This window comes from Variovorax sp. P4_D9, assembly GCF_056401695.1.
The window spans coordinates 1-18,718 of record NZ_JBFUIU010000087.1 but is presented as its reverse complement, the minus strand read 5'-3'; the positions used below and the strand labels follow the sequence as shown (position 1 = coordinate 18,718).

General features: G+C 68.4%; 22 protein-coding genes and 1 pseudogene. 13 read left to right on the top strand and 10 right to left on the bottom strand.

The genetic code is table 11. The annotated features are described in order from the left end of the window. The 3 genes from AC1DY5_RS12475 to ureC all read left to right on the top strand — a co-directional run. Nucleotides 1-450 (top strand): HupE/UreJ family protein (locus AC1DY5_RS12475; RefSeq protein WP_478111667.1); only part of this gene is annotated, 450 nt, incomplete at its 5' end. Between the two features lie 11 nt (nt 451-461). Next, entirely contained in the window at nt 462-767 is a 306-nt protein-coding gene (locus AC1DY5_RS12470; protein ID WP_478111666.1) for an urease subunit beta, read from the top strand. After that, complete coding sequence (gene ureC / locus AC1DY5_RS12465; protein WP_478111664.1) at nt 768-2,486, top strand: urease subunit alpha; 1,719 nt, start codon at nt 768-770, stop codon at nt 2,484-2,486. It abuts the gene before it with no gap. 3 nt (nt 2,487-2,489) lie between these two features. Here ureC and AC1DY5_RS12460 read toward each other — a convergent pair whose 3' ends face one another. Next, the gene (locus AC1DY5_RS12460; RefSeq protein WP_478111663.1) at nt 2,490-2,894 is read right to left on the bottom strand and encodes a type II toxin-antitoxin system death-on-curing family toxin; all 405 of its coding nucleotides are present in this window, start codon (nt 2,892-2,894) and stop codon (nt 2,490-2,492) included. After that, nucleotides 2,891-3,118 (bottom strand): AbrB/MazE/SpoVT family DNA-binding domain-containing protein, encoded by a 228-nt coding sequence (locus tag AC1DY5_RS12455; protein WP_478111661.1) that lies wholly within the window; start codon nt 3,116-3,118, stop codon nt 2,891-2,893. Before AC1DY5_RS12455 ends, AC1DY5_RS12460 begins: the two co-directional genes overlap by 4 nt. Nucleotides 3,119-3,190: 72 nt before the next feature. On the opposite strand from AC1DY5_RS12455, the gene ureE reads away from it, so the two are divergent. From ureE to ureG, 3 genes are read left to right on the top strand one after another with little or no spacing between them, the layout of a single operon-like run. Then, nucleotides 3,191-3,781 (top strand): urease accessory protein UreE, encoded by a 591-nt coding sequence (ureE, locus tag AC1DY5_RS12450; protein WP_478111659.1) that lies wholly within the window; start codon nt 3,191-3,193, stop codon nt 3,779-3,781. Continuing rightward, on the top strand, nt 3,781-4,470 hold the full coding sequence (locus AC1DY5_RS12445; RefSeq protein WP_478111657.1) for an urease accessory protein UreF: 690 nt from the start codon (nt 3,781-3,783) through the stop codon (nt 4,468-4,470). Before ureE ends, AC1DY5_RS12445 begins: the two co-directional genes overlap by 1 nt. Before the next feature lie 8 nt (nt 4,471-4,478). Next, nucleotides 4,479-5,129, top strand: coding sequence for an urease accessory protein UreG (gene ureG / locus AC1DY5_RS12440; protein ID WP_478111655.1), 651 nt, complete (start codon nt 4,479-4,481; stop codon nt 5,127-5,129). Nucleotides 5,130-5,140: 11 nt separating this feature from the next. On the opposite strand, the gene AC1DY5_RS12435 is transcribed toward ureG, so the two are convergent. Continuing rightward, on the bottom strand, nt 5,141-5,650 hold the full coding sequence (locus AC1DY5_RS12435) for a hypothetical protein (RefSeq protein WP_478111654.1): 510 nt from the start codon (nt 5,648-5,650) through the stop codon (nt 5,141-5,143). A 204-nt stretch (nt 5,651-5,854) separates the two neighbouring features. Between AC1DY5_RS12435 and AC1DY5_RS12430 the strand changes: the two genes are divergently transcribed. Continuing rightward, nucleotides 5,855-6,112 (top strand): hypothetical protein, encoded by a 258-nt coding sequence (locus AC1DY5_RS12430; RefSeq protein ID WP_478111652.1) that lies wholly within the window; start codon nt 5,855-5,857, stop codon nt 6,110-6,112. Between the two features lie 69 nt (nt 6,113-6,181). Here the strand turns inward: AC1DY5_RS12430 and AC1DY5_RS12425 are convergent, their stop codons facing one another. Beyond that, nucleotides 6,182-6,559 (bottom strand): HU family DNA-binding protein, encoded by a 378-nt coding sequence (locus AC1DY5_RS12425; RefSeq protein ID WP_478111669.1) that lies wholly within the window; start codon nt 6,557-6,559, stop codon nt 6,182-6,184. 238 nt (nt 6,560-6,797) lie between these two features. Between AC1DY5_RS12425 and AC1DY5_RS12420 the strand changes: the two genes are divergently transcribed. Genes AC1DY5_RS12420 through trhA form a run of 3 tightly spaced genes read left to right on the top strand, consistent with a single transcriptional unit; the run spans nt 6,798 to nt 8,825 of the window. Beyond that, nucleotides 6,798-7,211, top strand: coding sequence for an NfeD family protein (locus AC1DY5_RS12420; RefSeq protein WP_478111650.1), 414 nt, complete (start codon nt 6,798-6,800; stop codon nt 7,209-7,211). Between the two features lie 44 nt (nt 7,212-7,255). Further along, entirely contained in the window at nt 7,256-8,167 is a 912-nt protein-coding gene (locus tag AC1DY5_RS12415; RefSeq protein WP_478111649.1) for an SPFH domain-containing protein, read from the top strand. 10 nt (nt 8,168-8,177) lie between these two features. After that, the gene (gene trhA / locus AC1DY5_RS12410) at nt 8,178-8,825 is read left to right on the top strand and encodes a PAQR family membrane homeostasis protein TrhA (RefSeq protein WP_478111647.1); all 648 of its coding nucleotides are present in this window, start codon (nt 8,178-8,180) and stop codon (nt 8,823-8,825) included. Nucleotides 8,826-8,841: 16 nt separating this feature from the next. On the opposite strand, the gene AC1DY5_RS12405 is transcribed toward trhA, so the two are convergent. The 3 genes from AC1DY5_RS12405 to AC1DY5_RS12395 are packed head-to-tail and all read right to left on the bottom strand — an operon-like array spanning nt 8,842 to nt 12,858. After that, nucleotides 8,842-10,620: an acyl-CoA dehydrogenase gene (locus tag AC1DY5_RS12405; RefSeq protein WP_478111645.1), complete on the bottom strand. Its 1,779-nt coding sequence runs from the start codon at nt 10,618-10,620 to the stop codon at nt 8,842-8,844. Beyond that, on the bottom strand, nt 10,617-12,233 hold the full coding sequence (locus AC1DY5_RS12400) for an AMP-binding protein (RefSeq protein WP_478111643.1): 1,617 nt from the start codon (nt 12,231-12,233) through the stop codon (nt 10,617-10,619). Before AC1DY5_RS12400 ends, AC1DY5_RS12405 begins: the two co-directional genes overlap by 4 nt. 31 nt (nt 12,234-12,264) lie before the next feature. Further along, nucleotides 12,265-12,858: a 2-hydroxychromene-2-carboxylate isomerase gene (locus tag AC1DY5_RS12395; protein ID WP_478111641.1), complete on the bottom strand. Its 594-nt coding sequence runs from the start codon at nt 12,856-12,858 to the stop codon at nt 12,265-12,267. Nucleotides 12,859-12,947: 89 nt separating this feature from the next. Between AC1DY5_RS12395 and AC1DY5_RS12390 the strand changes: the two genes are divergently transcribed. The 3 genes from AC1DY5_RS12390 to AC1DY5_RS12380 all read left to right on the top strand — a co-directional run bounded on the left by AC1DY5_RS12390 (nt 12,948) and on the right by AC1DY5_RS12380 (nt 15,416). Then, nucleotides 12,948-13,544 (top strand): TetR/AcrR family transcriptional regulator, encoded by a 597-nt coding sequence (locus AC1DY5_RS12390; RefSeq protein WP_478111639.1) that lies wholly within the window; start codon nt 12,948-12,950, stop codon nt 13,542-13,544. 97 nt (nt 13,545-13,641) lie between these two features. Then, nucleotides 13,642-14,382 (top strand): SDR family oxidoreductase, encoded by a 741-nt coding sequence (locus AC1DY5_RS12385; protein WP_478111637.1) that lies wholly within the window; start codon nt 13,642-13,644, stop codon nt 14,380-14,382. Between the two features lie 47 nt (nt 14,383-14,429). Beyond that, nucleotides 14,430-15,416, top strand: coding sequence for an NAD(P)H-dependent flavin oxidoreductase (locus AC1DY5_RS12380; RefSeq protein ID WP_478111636.1), 987 nt, complete (start codon nt 14,430-14,432; stop codon nt 15,414-15,416). Between the two features lie 58 nt (nt 15,417-15,474). Here the strand turns inward: AC1DY5_RS12380 and AC1DY5_RS12375 are convergent, their stop codons facing one another. The 3 genes and pseudogenes from AC1DY5_RS12375 to AC1DY5_RS12365 form a co-directional block, all read right to left on the bottom strand. Next, nucleotides 15,475-17,172 carry an AMP-dependent synthetase/ligase gene (locus AC1DY5_RS12375; protein ID WP_478111634.1) on the bottom strand — a complete coding sequence of 566 codons (1,698 nt, stop codon included), beginning with the start codon at nt 17,170-17,172 and terminating at the stop codon, nt 15,475-15,477. After that, nucleotides 17,169-18,362, bottom strand: a complete 1,194-nt coding sequence (locus AC1DY5_RS12370; protein ID WP_478111632.1) for an ABC transporter substrate-binding protein — start codon at nt 18,360-18,362, stop codon at nt 17,169-17,171. Before AC1DY5_RS12370 ends, AC1DY5_RS12375 begins: the two co-directional genes overlap by 4 nt. Before the next feature lie 41 nt (nt 18,363-18,403). Next, nucleotides 18,404-18,718 (bottom strand): annotated as a pseudogene (locus tag AC1DY5_RS12365) (ABC transporter ATP-binding protein); the annotation flags it as partial.

Here is an 18,718-nt window from a genome sequence, read left to right as displayed (position 1 = left end):
GTGGCGGTCGGCCTCTGGAGCGCGCTGGCCGCGCGCCGCGCCTGGCCCGACCTGCTGGGGGCGCCGCTGGGCTTTTCGCTGATGCTGCTGGCGGGTGCACTGGCCGGCTTGGCCGGGCTGCAGCTGCCGGCGGTCGAGCCGATAATCGCGGCCTCGCTGCTGGTGCTGGGCCTGCTGGTCGCGACACGCCGACGCCTGCCCGCGCTGGCGGCGGCCGCGCTGGTCGGCGTCTTCGCGGTCTTCCATGGGGTCGCGCACAGCCAGGAGCTGCAGGGCGAATCGGCTGCCGCGCTGACCCTGACCGGCATGCTCGCAGCCACCATTGCGCTGACTGCGGCCGGCATCGCGGCCGGCTGGTCGCTCCGCCACGGCCATCGCTGGCTGCCGCGCATCGCGGGCGCCGCGGTGGCGCTGTTCGGCGTCGCGCTGCTCGGCGGCGCGCTGGCCTGAGGCGGCGTCCAATGATTCCCGGCGAACTCATCACCGACGAGGGCGAGCATGTCCTCAACGCCGGCCGCCGCGCCATCACGCTGGTGGTGCAGAACACCGCCGATCGGCCGATCCAGGTCGGCTCGCACTACCACTTCGCCGAGACCAACGGCGCACTGGGCTTCGACCGCGAGGCCGCGCGCGGCATGCGGCTGAACATTGCCTCGGGCACCGCGGTGCGCTTCGAGCCCGGCCAGCAGCGCACGGTCGAGCTGGTCGACTTTTCGGGTGACCGCGTGATCTACGGCTTCCGCGGCCTGGTTCAAGGAAAGCTCTAGATGGCAACGATCGGGCGACGCGCCTACGCAGAAATCTTCGGCCCCACGGTGGGCGACCGCATCCGCCTCGCCGACACCGACCTGGTGATCGAGGTCGAGGAGGACTACACGCTGCATGCCGGCGGCTACGGCGAGGAAGTGAAATTCGGCGGCGGCAAGACTATTCGCGACGGCATGGCGCAAGGCCAGCTCACGCGCACCGAAGGCACGGTCGACACCGTGATGACCAACGCGCTGATCCTCGACCACTGGGGCATCGTGAAGGCCGACATCGGCTTGAAGGGCGGCCGCATCATCGCCATCGGCAAGGCCGGCAATCCCGACGTACAGCCGGGCGTCGACATCGTGATCGGCGCCGGCACCGAGGTGATCAGCTGCGAGGGCAACATCGTCACCGCGGGCGGCATCGACAGCCACATTCACTTCATCTGCCCGCAGCAGATCGAGGAGGCGCTGGCGTCCGGCGTGACCACCATGCTGGGCGGCGGCACCGGCCCCGCGACCGGCACCTTCGCGACCACCGCGACGCCCGGCCCCTGGCATATCGAGCGCATGCAGCAGGCCGCCGACGCGTTTCCGATGAACCTCGGTTTCCTCGGCAAGGGCAACGCCAGCCTGCCAGCCGCGCTGCACGAGCAGATCGACGCCGGCGTGATCGGCCTCAAGCTGCACGAGGACTGGGGCACCACGCCGTCGGCGATCAGCAACTGCCTGGACGTGGCCGACGCCACCGACACGCAGGTGGCGATCCACAGCGACACGCTCAACGAGTCGGGCTTCGTGGAGAACACCATCGCGGCCGTGAAGGGCCGGGCGATCTGCGCCTTCCACACCGAAGGTGCCGGCGGCGGCCATGCGCCGGACATCCTGCGGGTGGTGGGCGAAGCCAACTTCCTGCCCTCGTCGACCAATCCGACAATGCCCTATACCGTGAACACGCTCGACGAGCACGTCGACATGCTGATGGTCTGCCACCACCTCGACGCCGGTATCCCCGAGGACCTGGCCTTCGCCGAGAGCCGGATCCGCAAGGAGACCATCGCGGCCGAGGACATCCTGCACGACCTCGGCGCGATCAGCATGTTCAGCTCCGATAGCCAGGCCATGGGCCGGGTCGGCGAGATCGTGATCCGCTGCTGGCAGACCGCGCACAAGATGAAGGCCCAGCGCGGCAAGCTGCCCGAGGACGACGCGCGCAACGACAACTTCCGCGCCAAGCGCTATGTCGCCAAGTACACGATCAACCCCGCGCTCGCGCACGGCATCGCGCACGAGGTCGGCAGCATCGAGGTCGGCAAGTGGGCCGACCTGGTGGTCTGGAAACCGGCCTTCTTTGGCGTCAAGCCGTTCACGATCATCAAGGGCGGCACGATCGCGATGGCCGCGATGGGCGACCCCAACGCATCGATCCCGACGCCGCAGCCCGTGCACTACCGGCCGATGTTCGGTGCCTACGGTGGCTCGCTTGCCAAGAGCTCGCTGACCTTCGTGTCGCAGGCCGGCCTGTCGGCGGGCATCGGCGAGCGCTACGGCCTGGCCAAGACGCTGAGTGCGGTAAAGAACATCCGCGGCGTGCGCAAGCAGCACATGGTGCACAACGCCTACACGCCGACGATGGAGATCGACCACCAGACCTACGCGGTGCGCGCCGACGGGCAGCTGCTGGTGTGCGATCCGGCGGTGTCGCTGCCGATGACGCAGCGGTATTTTCTGTTCTGAATGTCAGGCGCGCCGAGTCGCGAGGGGGTCGCGAATCCACTCGGCAAGCGCCGCTTCGTCGAACTGGCCCGCCGCGAGCCCGAGCGTCGCGAGAACGCAATCCTCATCGGTGGCATTGAGCTCGAGCCCATTGAGGTCCAGAAAGACCTCCAAGGCAACGAATGCCGTCCTCTTGTTGCCATCAACGAACGGATGGTTGCGCGCGATGCCGAATGCGTAGCTCGCCGCGAGGGTTGCAGCGTCAGGAGACTCATACAACGCCCGGTGCTGCGGACGGGCCATCGCAGAAGCAAGCAATCCTTCGTCACGTACGCCGCCGGGGCCTCCATGTTCGACCAGTTGCTCCTCGTGTGCGGCATGGATCATGTCGACGCTGAGCCAGACCCATTGCTGGTTGGCGGCTTTCACTTGGCGAGTTCGCGCAGAACATTGCGCCGTTTCTTCATGATCCGGCGCGCGGCTTCCATTTGGCGTTCGAACTCATCGTCATACGGCGAGAGCTTGAATCCGCCATTCGCGGCCTCCGTCAAGTAGACCGTGTCACCTTTCTCCAGATTCATCTTCGCCAATATTTCTTTGGGCAGAATGACCCCCACCGAATTGCCGATCTGGGTGAGTTTGAGCGCGGACATCGAATGCTCCATTGATTCGGAGTTATAACAAGCGTTATATTAACGCTTCGCCATCAAGTACCGCAAGACCAAATGCTCACCGCCAACAAACTCATGCCCCAGGGCGGCGGCCTCGCGGCCGTCCTGCTCAAGCGCGCCGTCACGGTCGAACTCGACTGGGACGTGCGCCAGAAGAGCCGCTTCGACACCACCGATTCGCAAGGACGCCAGATCGGCGTGTTCCTGCCGCGCGGYACCGCGGTGCGCGGCGGCGACGTGCTGGTGGCCGAGGACGGCTCGCTGATCAAGGTCATCGCCGCGCCGCAGTCGGTGCTGATCATCACCCACTGCAGCGAGCACGGCACGCCCTTCGACCTGACGCGCGCCGCCTACCACCTGGGCAACCGCCACGTGCCAATCGAGCTCAAGCCCGACCACCTGAAGATCGAGCCCGACCACGTGCTGGCCGGCATGCTGCGTTCGATGCACCTGATCGTGCGCGAGGCCGAGGAAGCCTTCGAGCCCGAGGGCGGCGCCTACGGTGCGCAGGGCGGCGGTCATGGGCACAGAGCGCATTCGCACGGCGCCGCCCCGGTCGGCCCGGTGCTGCATCCGGATGCCTATGCCGGCTCGCATGCGCACGACGCCCACGCCCACGACCACGACCACGGTCACTCGCACTGATGGACCCCGCGCCGGCCGCCCTGCCCGCCAGCAGCCTGCTGCAGCTGATCTGGCTGGCCTCGCCGGCGCTGCCGGTGGGCGGCTTCTCCTACTCCGAAGGCCTCGAGGCGGCGATCGACGGGGCCGGCATCACGACCGAGCAGGCCGTCTCGGACTGGCTGGCCGACCAGCTGCACCTGGCCCTCGCACGCGCCGATCTCGCCGTCGTGGCGCAGGCGGTGCCGGCCTGGCGGCAGTCGGACGCAGCGCGCATCCGAGCGCTCAACGACTGGGTCTTCCAGACCCGCGAATCGGCCGAATTCCTGCTCCAGACCGAGCAGATGGGCCGCTCCTTCGTCGAATGGCTCAAGCTGCATCACGCCGACGTCGCGAGCATCTTCGAAACGCTGCCCGTCAGCTACCCGGTCGCCTTCGCCTTCGCCGCCAGCCGCACCGAGGCCCCCGCGCGCGATGCCTGCCTGGCCTTCGCCTTCGGCTGGGCCGAGAACATGATCGGCGCGGCGGTCAAGGCGGTGCCGCTGGGCCAGAGCGCCGGGCAGCGCATTCTCGGCCGGCTGGCTACGGAAATCCCCACGGCGGTCGACCAAGCGATCACACTTGCGGATGACGAGCGGCAGGCCTTTTCGCCGATGCTTGCCGTGCTGTCGGCCCGCCACGAAACCCAGTACTCGCGCCTCTTCAGAAGCTAAGGCCCCTTATGTCCTCCGCCCTCCACCACATCCCCCACCGCACCAAGAAGCTGCCGCCGCTGCGGGTCGGCATCGGCGGCCCGGTCGGCTCCGGCAAGACCACGCTGCTCGAGATGCTCTGCAAGGCGATGCGCGACAAATACGACCTGATCGCGATCACCAACGACATCTACACCAAGGAAGACCAGCGCCTTTTGACGGTCGCCGGCGCGCTGCCGGCCGAGCGCATCATGGGCGTGGAGACCGGCGGCTGCCCGCACACCGCGATCCGCGAGGACGCCTCGATCAACCTCGAGGCCATCGACCGAATGCTGGCCCAGTTCCCGGACGCCGACGTGGTCTTCGTCGAATCCGGCGGCGACAACCTGGCAGCCACCTTCAGCCCCGAGCTGTCCGACTTGACGATCTACGTGATCGATGTCGCAGCCGGAGAGAAGATCCCGCGCAAGGGCGGCCCCGGCATCACCAAGAGCGACCTGTTCGTCATCAACAAGACCGACCTCGCGCCCTATGTCGGTGCGGACCTCGGCGTGATGGAAGCCGACACGAAACGCATGCGCAAGCAGCGGCCCTTCGTGATGACCAACCTCAAGACCCGCAGCGGCCTGGCCGAAGTGGTGTCGTTCATCGAAGATCGCGGCATGCTGGTCGAAGCCTGAGACTTCGCGCTTCAGAGTTCGCTCGCGTCCTTCAGCTGGCGCGCCTTGTAGACCAGTCGCACGCTGGCGTGGCGCGGGTCGCCGACACGCTGGGCATAGATGTCGCAATCGCCCTGGACCCAGGCCGCAGAGGCGCTGCCCGGGTCGTTCGAGCCCAGTTCCGGGCCGAAGCTGCGCCGGCCCCAAGCCACGATCTCGGCGAAGGCGGCCGCGCCCAGGTCGGGCTCCGAGCCGGCCGCCGCAACCCATTCCACGCGCCGCAACTGGTCGCCGGCAAAGAAGAACACCGGATCGAAGCTCAATCCCGCCATCCGGGTCGGTCCGGCACGCCAGTTCCCGGCGAGGCCGCCGGCCAGACGCTGGGGCCGCGGGACGTGCTCGACGCCGGGCAGCGCCGCCTGCAGTTCGTCGGCCGACATGCCGAGCCGCACCCCGGCGGGAAGCGCCTGCGCGAACGAGGTACCCGCCGCCAGCAGCAAGGCGATGGCGGTGGAGGCACGGATCAAGGCAAGAAGGGGCATGGAGAGAATCGCAAGGCAAAAGGGCGGTGTGACCCTCGGCTGGCCAGGAAGTTCAGGAGGTGGCCGGCAAGCTCCCGGCTTCAAAATTCGTGACTGCGCCGTGAAAGTGGTCCGCATCTTGCTATGAGCCTAAGCCATCAGGCTTGTATCGCTGTCATATGAAGCGGCGATACTGCCTCAATCAGTTACAGGCAGTCCGCGATCATGGCTTCAGAAGCGATCTTCCATCCGGCGACTGGCAGCGTCCAATTCGCCATCTACCCCGACGGCTACGACGGTGCCCGCATCATCGCGCGCATCGACGAAGAGGCCCTGCATTCCCGCTTCCACGCGCCCGAGGGTCGCGACGCGGACCTGGTGCAGGCCTACGCCCGCAACGCCGACTCGATCGATGCCCTGGCGACCGCACGCTACCGCGAGAACCCGACCCGCGCCGTCTATCTGGGACGCGAGGATTTCTAGGCGGACCGGCCTCGAGCGCGACAACAAAAAACGGCCCCGAGGGGCCGTTTTTCGTTGAAGACGACAAGCTTACTTGCGCGCCTTCTTGGCCGGTGCAGCAGCCTGCTTGGCCACCGGCTTCGCGGCAGCCTTGTCGGCCTTGCGCTTGGCGGCCTTGGGGTCGACGGCGGCCTTGAACGCTGCGCCCGGCACGAACTTCGGCACCTTCTGGGCGGCGATCTTGATCGCTGCGCCAGCTTGCGGGTTGAAGCCGGTGCGGGCAGCGCGTGCCACTTGCTTGAAGGTGCCGAAGCCGATCAGCTGGACGGGGTCGCCCTTCTTCACTGCAGCGACGATGGAGCCGGTGATGGTTTCCAGGATGCGTGCGGCTTCGGCCTTGCTGACAATGTGCGTGGTGGCGATCTTCTCGACCAGTTCGATACGGTTCACTTCAAATTTCCTATGGATGGTTTTTCGCCATGTTGCCTATGGCGGCGCAGCCTGCGACGCAAGCTGCAAGCGGCGCGGAGTGTAGCGCAGCCACGCACGGGTCTGGCAGCACGCGACCCACGACGCAGCGCGGTGAACGGGCCGAGATCGCTTCCGGAAGCGTCTCGCCCGCGCTCCGTATGTCCTTGCCCGGCAGGCGAGAAGCGAGCGACGGGCTATCCTCGCAGCAATTCGCCCTTGCTGTGAAAGGATAGACATGACAGCACCCACCGTCTGGTGGTTGATGACCTTCGCGCTGGTTGCACTCGAACTCGTCACCGGCACCATCTACGCGCTGCTGGTGGCGATCGGCTTCGCGGTCGGCGCGCTGGCCGCGCACCTCGACGCCGCCATGCCGGCGCAGATCGCCTGCGCCGCCGTGGCCTGCGTGGCCTTCGTCGGCGGCTGGTACCTACGCTCGTCGCGCCATCCGAAGGCCATGTCCGACATGCAGATCGACGTCGGCGAGCAGGTCACCGTCCCCGCCTGGGGACCGGGCCGCACGGCCGAGGTCCGCTATCGCGGCGTCACCTGGCAGGTGAAGCCGGCGACCGACGGCGCGACGGCGCCCGGCCTGCATCGCATCGTCGACATCCAGGGCAACTTCCTCATAGTCGAACCCATCGGCTGATGCGCCGCCCAGGTGCCACTCCTTACTGAAAGCTGAAAGCACTCATGGAAATCTCGCTCGTTCTCCTCGTCGTCGCGATCCTGTTCGTGGCGCGCGCCGTCAAGTTCGTCCCCCAGCAGCACGCCTGGGTGGTCGAGCGCATGGGCAAGTACCACGCCACGCTGCTGCCCGGCGCCAACTTCCTGGTGCCCTTCATCGACCGCGTCACCTATCGCCACAGCCTCAAGGAAGTGCCGCTCGACGTCCCGAGCCAGGTCTGCATCACGCGCGACAACACGCAACTCACGGTCGACGGCATCCTCTACTTCCAGGTCACCGATCCGATGCGCGCCAGCTACGGCTCGTCGAACTACATCGTGGCCGTCACGCAGCTGGCCCAGACCTCGCTGCGCAGCGTGATCGGCAAGCTCGAGCTCGACAAGACCTTCGAGGAGCGCGACATCATCAACGCCCAAGTGGTGGCCGCGATCGACGAGGCCGCGCTCAACTGGGGCGTTAAGGTGCTGCGCTACGAGATCAAGGACCTGACGCCGCCGAACGAGATCCTGCACGCGATGCAGTCGCAGATCACCGCCGAGCGCGAGAAGCGGGCCCTGATCGCCGCCTCCGAGGGGCGCCGCCAGGAGCAGATCAACATCGCGACCGGCGAGCGCGAAGCCGCCATCGCGCGCTCCGAGGGCGAGAAGCAGGCGGTCGTGAACAAGGCGCAGGGCGAGGCGGCGGCGATCAGCGCTGTGGCCGAAGCCACCGCCGGCGCCATCTCTCGCATCGCCGAAGCCATCGAGAAGCCCGGCGGCGCGTCGGCGGTGCAACTCAAGGTGGCCGAGGAGGCGCTTCAGGCTTTCGGCAAGGTGGCTGAGAAGTCGAAGACCACGCTGATCGTGCCGAGCAACATGACTGAAGTCTCGACCCTGATCACGTCGGCGATGGCCATGGTCAAGGGTCCGGCCAGCTGAGGACCCCGACATGCTTGCCGCCGATCGCGTCCAGACGGTTGCCGAAGAAGTCATGAACGCCCTGAGCCACGGCCTGGGCCTGCTGCTGGCCGTCGCCTCGCTGCCGATCCTGGTGTACAGCGCCTCGCAGCAGCGCAGCGCCGCCGCGGTGGTCGGCGCCAGCCTGTTCGCCGGGACGATGATCCTGCTGTACCTGGTGTCGACCCTTTACCACGCGCTGCCGCTCGGCCGGGCCAAGGCCTGGTTCAACCGGCTGGACCACGCGGCCATCTACCTGTTCATCGCCGGCAGCTACATGCCCTTCCTGCTCGGCGTGCTGCGGGGGCCGGCCGGCTGGGCGCTGTTCGGCGCCGTCTGGTGCGCCGCGGTGCTGGGCGTCGGCGCGAAGCTCTTCAACCGCCTGCGGCACCCCTGGTGGTCGACCGGCCTGTACGTGGCGATGGGCTGGATGGCGGTGGCGGCCGCGGTGCCCCTGTACGAGCGCATGTCGGCGGCCGGCCTCGGCTGGCTGGTGGCCGGAGGCCTCGCCTACACGGCCGGCGCGGTGGTCTTCCTGTTCGACAACAAGGTGCGCTTCGCGCACTTCGTCTGGCACCTGTTCGTGCTGGCGGGGAGTGCCTGCCACTTCTTTGCGGCACTGTGGCACGCGCACGGATAGGGCCGGCCACCTCGACTCAAAGCCAGTCGAGTTCGCCGCTCGTCCACGCCGACGCATCCGAGGCGAGCACCGCGCTCAGCGATTGCGTCTCGGGCAGCAATCGCTCGAAGTAGAAGCGCGCGGTCGCCAGCTTGGCCCGGTAGATCGGATCGCCGCCCGGCGACTGGCGCGCCAGCGCCACGGCCGCCATGCGCGCCCACATCCAGGCCAGTGCCACGTGGCCCATCAAGCGCAGAAAGGGAACGGCCGCGGCGCCGGCCGCGTGGGCGTCGGTGCCGGCGCGCTCGAACTGCTGGCGCGCCGCACGGCGCGCCAGCGCCACCGCGTCACTCAAGGGCTCGGCGAACTCGCGCCGGCCATCGCCCTGCGTCTGGGCAAACTGCTCGACCGTATCGAAGAACAGGCCGAGCCCGGCCCCGCCATCGGCCAGCACCTTGCGGCCGAGCAGGTCCATCGCCTGGATGCCGTTGGCGCCTTCGTACAGCGGGATGATCCGGGCATCGCGCAAGTGCTGCTCGACGCAGTTGTCGGTGATGAAGCCATGGCCGCCGAAGACCTGCATCGCCATGCTCGTGCATTCGACCGCCAGGTCGCTCGAGAAGGCCTTGACGATCGGCGTCGCCAGCGCCAGCATCGTCGCCGCACGCTCGCGCTCGCCGTCGTCCGCGCTGCGATGCTGGACATCGGCCAGTTGCGAGGCCCACAGCGCGAAGGCGCGTGCGCCCTCGAGGTACGCCTTCTGGGTCAGCAGCATGCGCCGCACGTCGGCATGCGCGAGGATCGGGTCGGCCGGCCCGATGCGCGCGGCGGTCGCGGGCGCCCTGCCCTGCGTCCGGTCCCTGGCATAGACCAGCGCCTTCTGGCAGGCCGCCTCCATCAGGCCGATCGCGTTGACGCCGACGACGATGCGCGCGTGATTCATCATCACGAACATCGCCGCCAGGCCGCGGTTGGCTTCGCCGAGCAGCCAGCCGGTGGCGCCGTCGAAGTTCATCGTGCAGGTGGCGTTGCCGTGGATGCCCATCTTGTGCTCGATCGAGCCGCAGGCCAGCGCATTGCGCTCGCCGACGCCGCCCGCCGCATCGGGCAGGAACTTCGGCACGATGAACAGCGAGATCCCCTTCACGCCCGGCGGCGCGTCGGGCAGACGCGCCAGCACCAGGTGCACGATGTTGTCGGTCAGGTCCTGCTCGCCGCCCGAGATGAAGATCTTGGTTCCGGTGACGGCGTAGCTGCCGTCGCCGCGCGGCTCGGCGCGAGTGCGCAGCAGGCCCAGGTCGGTGCCCGCGTGCGGCTCGGTCAGGCACATCGTGCCGGCCCATTCGCCCGAGGCGATGCGCGGCAGGTAGAGGGCCTGCTGGGCCGCGTCGCCATTGCTCGCGAGACAGGTGTAGGCCGCATGCGACATGCCCGGATAGGCGGCCCATCCCATGTTGGCGCCGCAGAAGATTTCGTACAGCGCGTTGTTGAGCACCGAGGGCATGCCCTGCCCGCCGTGCGCCGGGTCGCAGGCCAGCGCGGTCCAGCCGCCGTCCCTGAAGCGGGTGTAGGCGGCGCGGAAGCCGGTCGGCGTCGTGACGACCCCGGCGAACGGCATGCGGCAGCCCTCGCGGTCGCCGCTGCCGTTCAGCGGTGCGATCACTTCCGCCGCGAAGGTGCCGGCAGCGTCGAGGATCTGGTCGAGCGTTTCGCGGTCGAGCGCATCGTCGCCGTCGGCGGGCAAGGTCGTGCAGACGTCGAGCAGTTCGTGCAGCACGAAGCGCAGGTCGCGCACGGGGGCAAGGTAGCCGCTCATGACCGGCGTAGCTCGCGGCGCAGGATCTTGCCGACGGTCGACTTCGGCAGCGCCTGCAGGAAGCTGATCTGCCGCGGCACCTTGTAGCCGGCCAGGTTGGCGCGGCAGTGCGCCTCGACCTCGCCGGCGGTCAGCGACTCGCTGCGCGGCACCACGAACAGATGCGGCGCCTCGCCGGAGCGCGCATCGGGCTGGCCGATGCAGGCGCACTCGACCACGCCCTCGTGCATCGCGACCACTGCCTCGATCTCGTTCGGATAGACGTTGAAGCCCGACACCAGGATCATGTCCTTCTTGCGGTCGACGATGGTCATGGCGCCGGTCGCATCGGACACCACCACGTCGCCGGTGCGAAAGAAGCCGTCCTCGGTCAGCGCCTTGCGCGTTTCCTCGTCGCGCTTCCAGTAGCCCGCGAACAGCTGCGGGCCCTTCAGCAGCAGTTCGCCCGGCGTGCCGTCGGCCACCGGACGGCCGTCGTCGTCGACCACGCGGGCATCGGTGGATGGCACCGGGATGCCGATCGAGCCATTGCGCCCGGGCGCATTGAAGGTCGCCGAGGGCGAGGTCTCGGTGAGCCCGTAGGCCTCGGTGATGGGCGGCCCGCCGGCCGCATGCCAGCGCTGCGACACCGCCTGCTGGATCGATGCGCCGGCGCCGATCACCAACCGGGTGCCGCTGAAGTCGACCGTCGACAGCTCGGGCGCGTTGACCAGCGCATTGAAGAGCGTGTTGACGCCGATGAAGACCAGGAACGGCGCGCGCTTCATCTCCGCGACCACCGCGCCCGGGTCGCGCGGATTCGCGATCAGGCGCATCACGCCGCCGAGTTGGAAGGTGATCAGCGACATCTGCAGCGGGTAGATGTGATAGAGCGGCAGCGGYGCCACCATCGACCATTCGCGGGTGTCGACCGCGAGCCGGATCCAGCTCAGCGACTGCAGCACGCCGGCCCCGACGCTGCGATGCGTTAACACCGCGCCCTTGGACAGGCCGGTGGTGCCGCCCGTGTACTGCAGGAAGGCCGCATCGCGCGGCGCAATCCGCACGGGCGGCGCAGGCAGATCACCGGCTTGGGCGATCGCGGCTGCCAGGGACATGCTTTGCTTCAGATCGCCGGCCGCACGGGCTTCGGCCTTGATCGCAGCCAGCAAGCCCGCCGCCGGCGCGGTGAGGATCTGCTCGACGCCCGCTTCGAGGATCACGCCTTCGAGCGCCTCGCGCAGCGCTTCGGCCAGCACGATGCAGCGCGCACCTGCGTCGGCGAGCTGATGGGCCAGCTCGCGCGGCGTGTAGAGCGGATTCACCGGCACGCCGACCAATCCGCTGCGCAGGATCGCGGCCATAGCAATCGGAAACGCGAGCCCGTTGGGCAGCATCAGCGCAACGCGGTCGCCCTGGCGCAGGCCGGCCTTGGCAAAGTGCGCTGCGAGCCGATTCGACAGCCGGCCCAGCTCGGCATAGCTCAGCGATTCGGTGCCCGCCGTCACCGCGGTGCGATCGCCGAAGGTCGCGATCGAGCGCTCGATCATGGCCGCCAGCGTCTCGCCGGGCGGCATGTCGATCTCGGTGGCCAATCCGGACGGGTAGGCCGCGTGCCAGCGTCGTTGCTCCATGGTGTCTCCTGTGGGTGTGTTCGAAATGGGCTCAGCGCGCGAGTTCTTCGCGAATCATGTCCATGCGGTCCTGGCCGAAGAACATCTCGTCGCCGACGAAGCTGGTCGGCGCGCCGAAGACGCCGCGGGCCACGGCCTCGTCGGTGTTCGCCTTTAGCGTCGCCTTGACCTCGGGGTCGGCGGCCAGCGCCTGGACGGCCTCCGGCGAGAAGCCGGCCTCCGCCAGCGTGCTGGCGGTCAGCGCCGGCTGGTTGAGGTCGAGCGCGTCGATCCACATCGCCTTGAACACCGCCGCCAGCAGAGCCTGCAGGCGTTCCGGCTCGCGCAGCTGGACGCCGGTCACGGCGCGCATCAGGAACAGCGTGATGATCGGGAAGTGCGGGTTGTTGAGGTAGGGCACGCCGTACTTGCGCGCATGCCGCTCGTAGTCGCGCACCGTGTAGCGGCCCTTGGCCGGAATGGCGCCGGGCGATGCGTTGCCGGTGGCCTGGTAGACGCCGCCCAGCAGCATCGGCTTGTAGACCAGCTCGGCGCCGGCCGCCGCGCACAACGACGGCAGCTGGGTCCACGCGAGATACGAAGCCGGACTTCCCACATCGAAATAAAAAACCACCGTCTTGCCCATCGCTGCTCCTTTGATAAACGTTCGTTAACTGAACGGAAGTTATGTTATTGTTTTTTCATTGTCAACAAGGGTTCCCCCCGAGGCCTCCGATGCGTTACTCCAGCACCCACAAACAGGAAGTCCGCGAGAAACTGCTCGCCAGCAGCCGCGCGATCGCCAAGAGCGGCGGCTTCGAAGCCACCGGCGTCGACGCGCTGATGGGCGCGATCGGCATGACGGGCGGCGCCTTCTACAGCCACTTCCCCTCCAAGCAGGCGCTGTTCGAGGCGCTGATCAGCGAAGAGGTCGACAACAGCGCCGACATGCTGGCCGGCAACGAGGATTCACCGGCCGACCACGTGGCGCGCTGCCTGCGCGGCTACCTCAGCAGCTTTCATGTCGACAACCCCGACAAGGGCTGCGCGCTGASTGCGCTGGGCCCCGAGATCGCGCGCGCCGGCCCCGAGGTGCGTAAGGCGGTCGAGGCCAGCCTCAAGCGCACGCAGAAGAACTGGAGCGATCGCATCGGCGACTCCGACGGCGCCTGGGCCCTGATCGCCCAGTGCGTCGGCGCGGTGGTGCTGGCACGCTCGGTCGAGAGCGAAAAGACGCGCAAGGAACTGCTGGCCGCGAGCCGCCGATTCATCGACAAGGCCTACGCGCTCGAGCACCCTTGCGCGACCTCGCCGGGCCACAAGAAAGCCTGAGGCGCATCGTCGACGCGCAAGCGCGCTTGACACCGATCGTCCCTTTGGCTAACGTTCGTTTAGCTAAATGACCATTCATCAATCGAAGGAGACAGTCATGGCGGAGTCGCAAGGTCAAGGAAAAGTCGCGCTGGTGATCGGCGCCGGCGATGCAACGGGCGGTGCCATCGCGGCCCGCTTCGCCAGGGAGGGCTACATCGCCTGCCTCACGCGGCGCTCGGCCGACAAGCTGCAGCCCACCGTCGAAGCGATTCGCGCCGCCGGCGGCCAGGCCTTCGGCTACAGCAGCGACGCCCGCAAGGAAGAGGACGTGATCGCGCTGGTCGAGCAGGTCGAGCGCGAGCACGGGCCGATCGAGGTCATGGTGTTCAACATCGGCGCCAACGTGCCCTGCAGCATCCTCGAGGAAACAGCGCGCAAGTACTTCAAGATCTGGGAGATGGCTTGCTTCGGCGGCTTCCTCAACGGCCGTGAAGTGGCCAAGCGCATGGTGACACGCGGGCGCGGCACGATCCTCTTCACGGGCGCCACGGCCGGCCTGCGCGGCGCCGCCAACTTCGCCGCCTTCGCAGGCGCCAAGCATGCGCTGCGTGCGCTGGCGCAAAGCATGGCGCGCGAACTCGGGCCGAAGAACATCCACGTGGCGCACGTCGTGGTCGACGGCGCGATCGACACCGAGTTCATCCGCACCAGCTTCCCCGAGCGCTATGCACTGAAGGAGCAGGAAGGCATCCTGAATCCCGAGCACATCGCCGACAACTACTGGCACCTGCACGCGCAGCCGCGCGACGCCTGGACCTTCGAGCTCGACCTGCGGCCCTACATGGAGCGCTGGTAGGCTTTCGGCTTTCCGCAACCCTTCAACGAGACAAGCGACACAACAACATGAAGACACGCATCACCGAACTCTTCGGCATCCAGCACCCGATCATCCAGGGCGGCATGCACTACGTCGGCTTCGCCGAACTGGCCGCGGCGGTATCGAACGCCGGCGGGCTCGGCCTCATCACCGGGCTGACGCAGAAGACGCCCGAGCTGCTGGCGAAGGAGATCGCCCGCTGCCACGAGATGACCGACAAGCCCTTCGGCGTCAACCTGACCTTCCTGCCGACCTTCTCGGCACCGCCCTACCCCGAGTACATCGCCGCGATCGCCGAAGGCGGCATCCGCGTGGTCGAGACCGCGGGCCGCAGCCCCGAGGCCTACATGCCGGCGCTCAAGGCGGCCGGCATCAAGGTGATCCACAAGTGCACCTCGGTGCGGCATGCACTCAAGGCCGAGGCGATTGGCTGCGACGCGGTCAGCGTCGACGGCTTCGAGTGCGGCGGCCATCCGGGCGAGGACGACCTGCCCAACATGGTCCTGCTGCCGCGCGCCGCCGAAGAACTGCGCATCCCTTTCGTCGCCTCGGGCGGCATGGCCGATGGCCGCAGCCTGGTGGCCGCATTGGCGCTCGGCGCCGACGGCATGAACATGGGAACGCGCTTCATCGCGACCCAGGAAGCACCGGTGCACGACAACGTCAAGCAGGCGATCGTGAAGGCCAGCGAGCTCGACACGCGCCTGATCATGCGTCCGCTGCGCAACTCTGAGCGGGTGCTGAACAACGCCGGCGTCGAGCGCATCCTCGAGATCGAGCGCGAGAAGGGCGCGGCGCTGCAGATCGGCGACGTCTACGACCAGGTCGCCGGGGTCTACCCGCGCGTGATGATCGAAGGTGAGATGGACGCCGGCGCCTGGAGCTGCGGCATGGTCGCCGGGCTGATCAACGACGTGCCGACGGTCCAGCAGCTGATCGACCGCATCATGGACCAGGCGAACGGCCTGATCACTGCGCGGCTAGCCGGCATGCTCGAGGCGCAGCCGGCCTGATCCGCGCGGGCACGGCAAGCCCAGAGCGGTCGCGAGCGAGGCCCGGGCTCTATTTCCGTCAGGCGCTGTAAAGCGCCTCGATCTGCTCGGAGAAGCTGCGCTCGGCCATGCGGCGCTGGATGCGCAGTGCCGGCGTCATCTCCTCGTCGTGAGCCGACAGCGTGCGCGGCAGCAGGCCGAAGCCCCGGATCCGATGGCCCTCGGCGAGCGAGCCATTGAGCCGGTCGATCTCGGCCTGCACCAGCGCGTGCACCTCGGGCCTCAGCACGAGATTTGCGTAGTCGGTGAACGGGATGCCCTGGCTCTGCGCATAGGTCAGCACGCTCTCCTCTTCGAGCGCCACCAGGCAGGCGCAATGGCCGCGCTGCGCACCGACCAGCATGGCACCGGCAATGAAGGCACTGGCCTGGAGCGCGGCTTCCACCGCGCCTGGCGCGACCTGCGTGCCCGAGGCCGTGGCGAAGGATTCCGACAGCCGCCCCAGCACCCGCAACCCACCCGCCGCATCCTTGGTCGCGAGGTCGCCGGTGTGCAGCCAGCCATCGTGCGTGAGCGGCGCAGGCTGCAGCGCGCCTTCGCGCCAGTAGCCCGCCATCAGCGCCGCCGGCATGAGTTGCAGTTCCCCGTCCTGGGCGACACGGGCCGTCGACGGCAGCAGCAGGCAGGGGCCGCAGGTCTCGGCGCTTTCATACAGGTCGACCATCGGCACGCCGATGCCCTGGTACCACTGCGCGAGCGAGGCCGACGCGGCCGCCCCGCCGCTGAAGACCTGCCGCACACGGGCCAGTCCGAGCGCGCGCCGCACCTGCCGTCGGGCGGCACGCTGCAGCCAGCCCGCGGCCGTGCCGTCGATGCTGCGGCGGTAGAGCCGCCGCGCACGGGGCGTGCTGCGAAGCGCCGCACTTTCGGTGCGCGCCTGCAGCTTCTCCCAGAAACGCGGCGGTGCATGCACCCAGTGCGGCTCGACTTCACGCAGGTCGTTGGCCACGGTGGCCGGGCTCTCGGGGAAATGAACCAGGCAGTCACCCAGCACCGGCAGCACGGCGGCGAACAGGCGCTCGGCCGCGTTGGCCGGCGAAACGAAGCAGAGCACGCGATCGCCATCCTTGACGCCGAGGCTCGCCCGCATCTCGGCCGCCTGCCGCAGCGCGGTGACCTGCGTGACGGCGGCGATGCGCGGCGCGCCGGTGCTGCCGGCAGTGCCGGCGAGAAAGCCGATGTCGCTGCCCTGCCCGGCCGCAATGCGCTGCTCGAACAACGAATGGGCCGACGCGTCATTCGCCGCCACGAACGCGCCGAGGCCGATCACGCGCGGATCGTCGATTTCGCGCAGTCCGCGCTCCTCGAAGACCACCACCCGCGCCAGCCGCGGCAGCCGCTCGGTAGAGGCCAGCAGCTTGGCCGCCTGCCCGGTGTCCTCGACGAATGCGACGCGCGTGCCGGCCAAGGCTAGATGGCGGCCGATGTGCCGCGCCGAACATGTCGGATACACCGCGTGGCTCACGAAGCCCATGGCCTGCGCGGCCATGTCGACGAAGAGCCACTCGGGCCGGCTCTCCGAGACCACGGTCACGACCTCGCCGGGCGTCAGGCCGAGGCGGTCGAGCGCCAGCCCGATGGCCCGCGCCGCGGCAAAGAACTCGCCCCATGCGACCGGCCGCCAGATGCCGCGCCGCTTGTGCCGCATCGCGACCTGCGCCGGCTGCGCATTGCAGCGCGCCAGCCAGGCCTGCGGCAGCGTGAGCGCGGCGCTCACAGGCTGCTCTTGGCCGGATCGATGATCTCCGAGCGCGACGTCCACTGGCCGTTGACGACCTGCTCGACGCGGCACCACTCGGGATCGACGTGGTTGTCCTTGAAGCGCYGCGTGTCGTAGGAGGACTGGCCCTTGAAGCTCGACGCCTGCAGCGTCTTCACGAGCCTGTCGGTCGTCAGCTCCCTGCCGGTGGCCTCGACGCCCTGCAGGAACCAGGACGCATAGTCGTAGAAGATCAGTGCGACGTCGTCGGGCTCCATGTTGAAGCGCTTGCGGTAGCTGTCCGACCAGCGCTTGAGCGCGGCGTCCTGCTCGGCCGCCGGCGTGATGCGCCAGCCTCCGACGCCGTAGAGGCCCTCGACCGAGGCCTTGCCGATGCTCACCGTGGTGCCGGCGCGGCCCGGGCTCGCGGTCAGCACGTTGACGCCGGTCCAGCCGAGCTTCTTCACCTCGGCCGACACCGCGATGGTTTCGCGCGTGGTGGTGGCGCCGACGATCAGGTCGACGCCCGCCGCCTTCATGCGCGCCACCTGCGACGAGAAGTCGATGTCGCCGACCTTGTAGCCGGCTTCGGCCGCCAGCGTCATGCCCTTGGCCGCCAGCGCCTCCCTGACGCCCTTGCCGACCAGGTCGCCGAACGGGCCCTCCTGGTAGATGAAGCCGACCTTCTTGCTGCCGAGCTTGGCGATCGTCCACTTGAGGCCGGCCGCGGTGGTGGTGTCGTAGTGCAGGTTGGTCGTGAACAGCAGCGGCGAGTCGCCCGAGGCCTTGCGGATCAGCGCCGCGGCGCCGTAGGGCGCGAAGCAGATCACGCCCGCATCGACCGTCTTCTTGACCGTCGCCACGCCCGGGCCGGAGCCGAACGGACAGAGCATCGCGAACACCTCGTCGCGCCGGATCAGCTTGTCGACCGCGCGCACCGCCTGCGGCGGCTGGCTGGCGTTGTCCTCGATCACGAAGCGCAGCTTGCGGCCGTGGATGCCGCCGGCCTCGTTGGCCTCGTCGACGCGCATCTGCAGACCGTTGCGGATCGGCGGCATCGTGATGGCGGCCGGTCCCGACAGGTCGAGGTGGGTGCCCAGCACGATCTCGCTGCTGCCGACTCCTGCGGCGCGCGCAGGCGCGGTGAGGAAGGCAGGTGCGAGGCCGACCAGGCCGGTACTCAGCAGGGTGCGACGGCGAAGGCTCATGGGATGTCTCCTGAAGTGAAGGGGATGAGAGGCAGAACCGGTTAGCGCCAGCTGGCGCGTCGCCGCTGGGGCCGTACGGCACCGGCCGCCGGATGGCCGGCGGCTCCGCCGAGATAGAAGTCGCGCACGTCGTCGCGTTCGCGCAGCTTCGCGCAGCTGTCGGCCGCCACGATGCGGCCTAGCTCGACGATGTAGCCGTCGTCGGCGGTGGCCAGCGCGATGGCGGCGTTCTGCTCGACCACCAGCACCGCGGTGTTCGTCTCGCTGCGGATGCGCTGCACGATCGCGAAGATCTCCTTGGTGAACAGCGGCGACAGTCCGAGCGAGGGCTCGTCGAGCAGCAGCAGCCGCGGCCG

Excerpts from the sequence above, each read along its gene's own strand:
- AC1DY5_RS12470 (WP_478111666.1), top strand. The coding sequence starts at position 462 with ATGATTCCCGGCGAACTCATCACCGACGAGGGCGAGCATGTCCTCAAC.
- ureC (WP_478111664.1), top strand. The coding sequence starts at position 768 with ATGGCAACGATCGGGCGACGCGCCTACGCAGAAATCTTCGGCCCCACG.
- AC1DY5_RS12455 (WP_478111661.1), bottom strand. The coding sequence starts at position 3,118 with ATGTCCGCGCTCAAACTCACCCAGATCGGCAATTCGGTGGGGGTCATT.
- AC1DY5_RS12445 (WP_478111657.1), top strand. The coding sequence starts at position 3,781 with ATGGACCCCGCGCCGGCCGCCCTGCCCGCCAGCAGCCTGCTGCAGCTG.
- ureG (WP_478111655.1), top strand. The coding sequence starts at position 4,479 with ATGTCCTCCGCCCTCCACCACATCCCCCACCGCACCAAGAAGCTGCCG.
- AC1DY5_RS12435 (WP_478111654.1), bottom strand. The coding sequence starts at position 5,650 with ATGCCCCTTCTTGCCTTGATCCGTGCCTCCACCGCCATCGCCTTGCTG.
- AC1DY5_RS12430 (WP_478111652.1), top strand. The coding sequence starts at position 5,855 with ATGGCTTCAGAAGCGATCTTCCATCCGGCGACTGGCAGCGTCCAATTC.
- AC1DY5_RS12420 (WP_478111650.1), top strand. The coding sequence starts at position 6,798 with ATGACAGCACCCACCGTCTGGTGGTTGATGACCTTCGCGCTGGTTGCA.
- AC1DY5_RS12415 (WP_478111649.1), top strand. The coding sequence starts at position 7,256 with ATGGAAATCTCGCTCGTTCTCCTCGTCGTCGCGATCCTGTTCGTGGCG.
- trhA (WP_478111647.1), top strand. The coding sequence starts at position 8,178 with ATGCTTGCCGCCGATCGCGTCCAGACGGTTGCCGAAGAAGTCATGAAC.
- AC1DY5_RS12405 (WP_478111645.1), bottom strand. The coding sequence starts at position 10,620 with ATGAGCGGCTACCTTGCCCCCGTGCGCGACCTGCGCTTCGTGCTGCAC.
- AC1DY5_RS12395 (WP_478111641.1), bottom strand. The coding sequence starts at position 12,858 with ATGGGCAAGACGGTGGTTTTTTATTTCGATGTGGGAAGTCCGGCTTCG.
- AC1DY5_RS12385 (WP_478111637.1), top strand. The coding sequence starts at position 13,642 with ATGGCGGAGTCGCAAGGTCAAGGAAAAGTCGCGCTGGTGATCGGCGCC.
- AC1DY5_RS12380 (WP_478111636.1), top strand. The coding sequence starts at position 14,430 with ATGAAGACACGCATCACCGAACTCTTCGGCATCCAGCACCCGATCATC.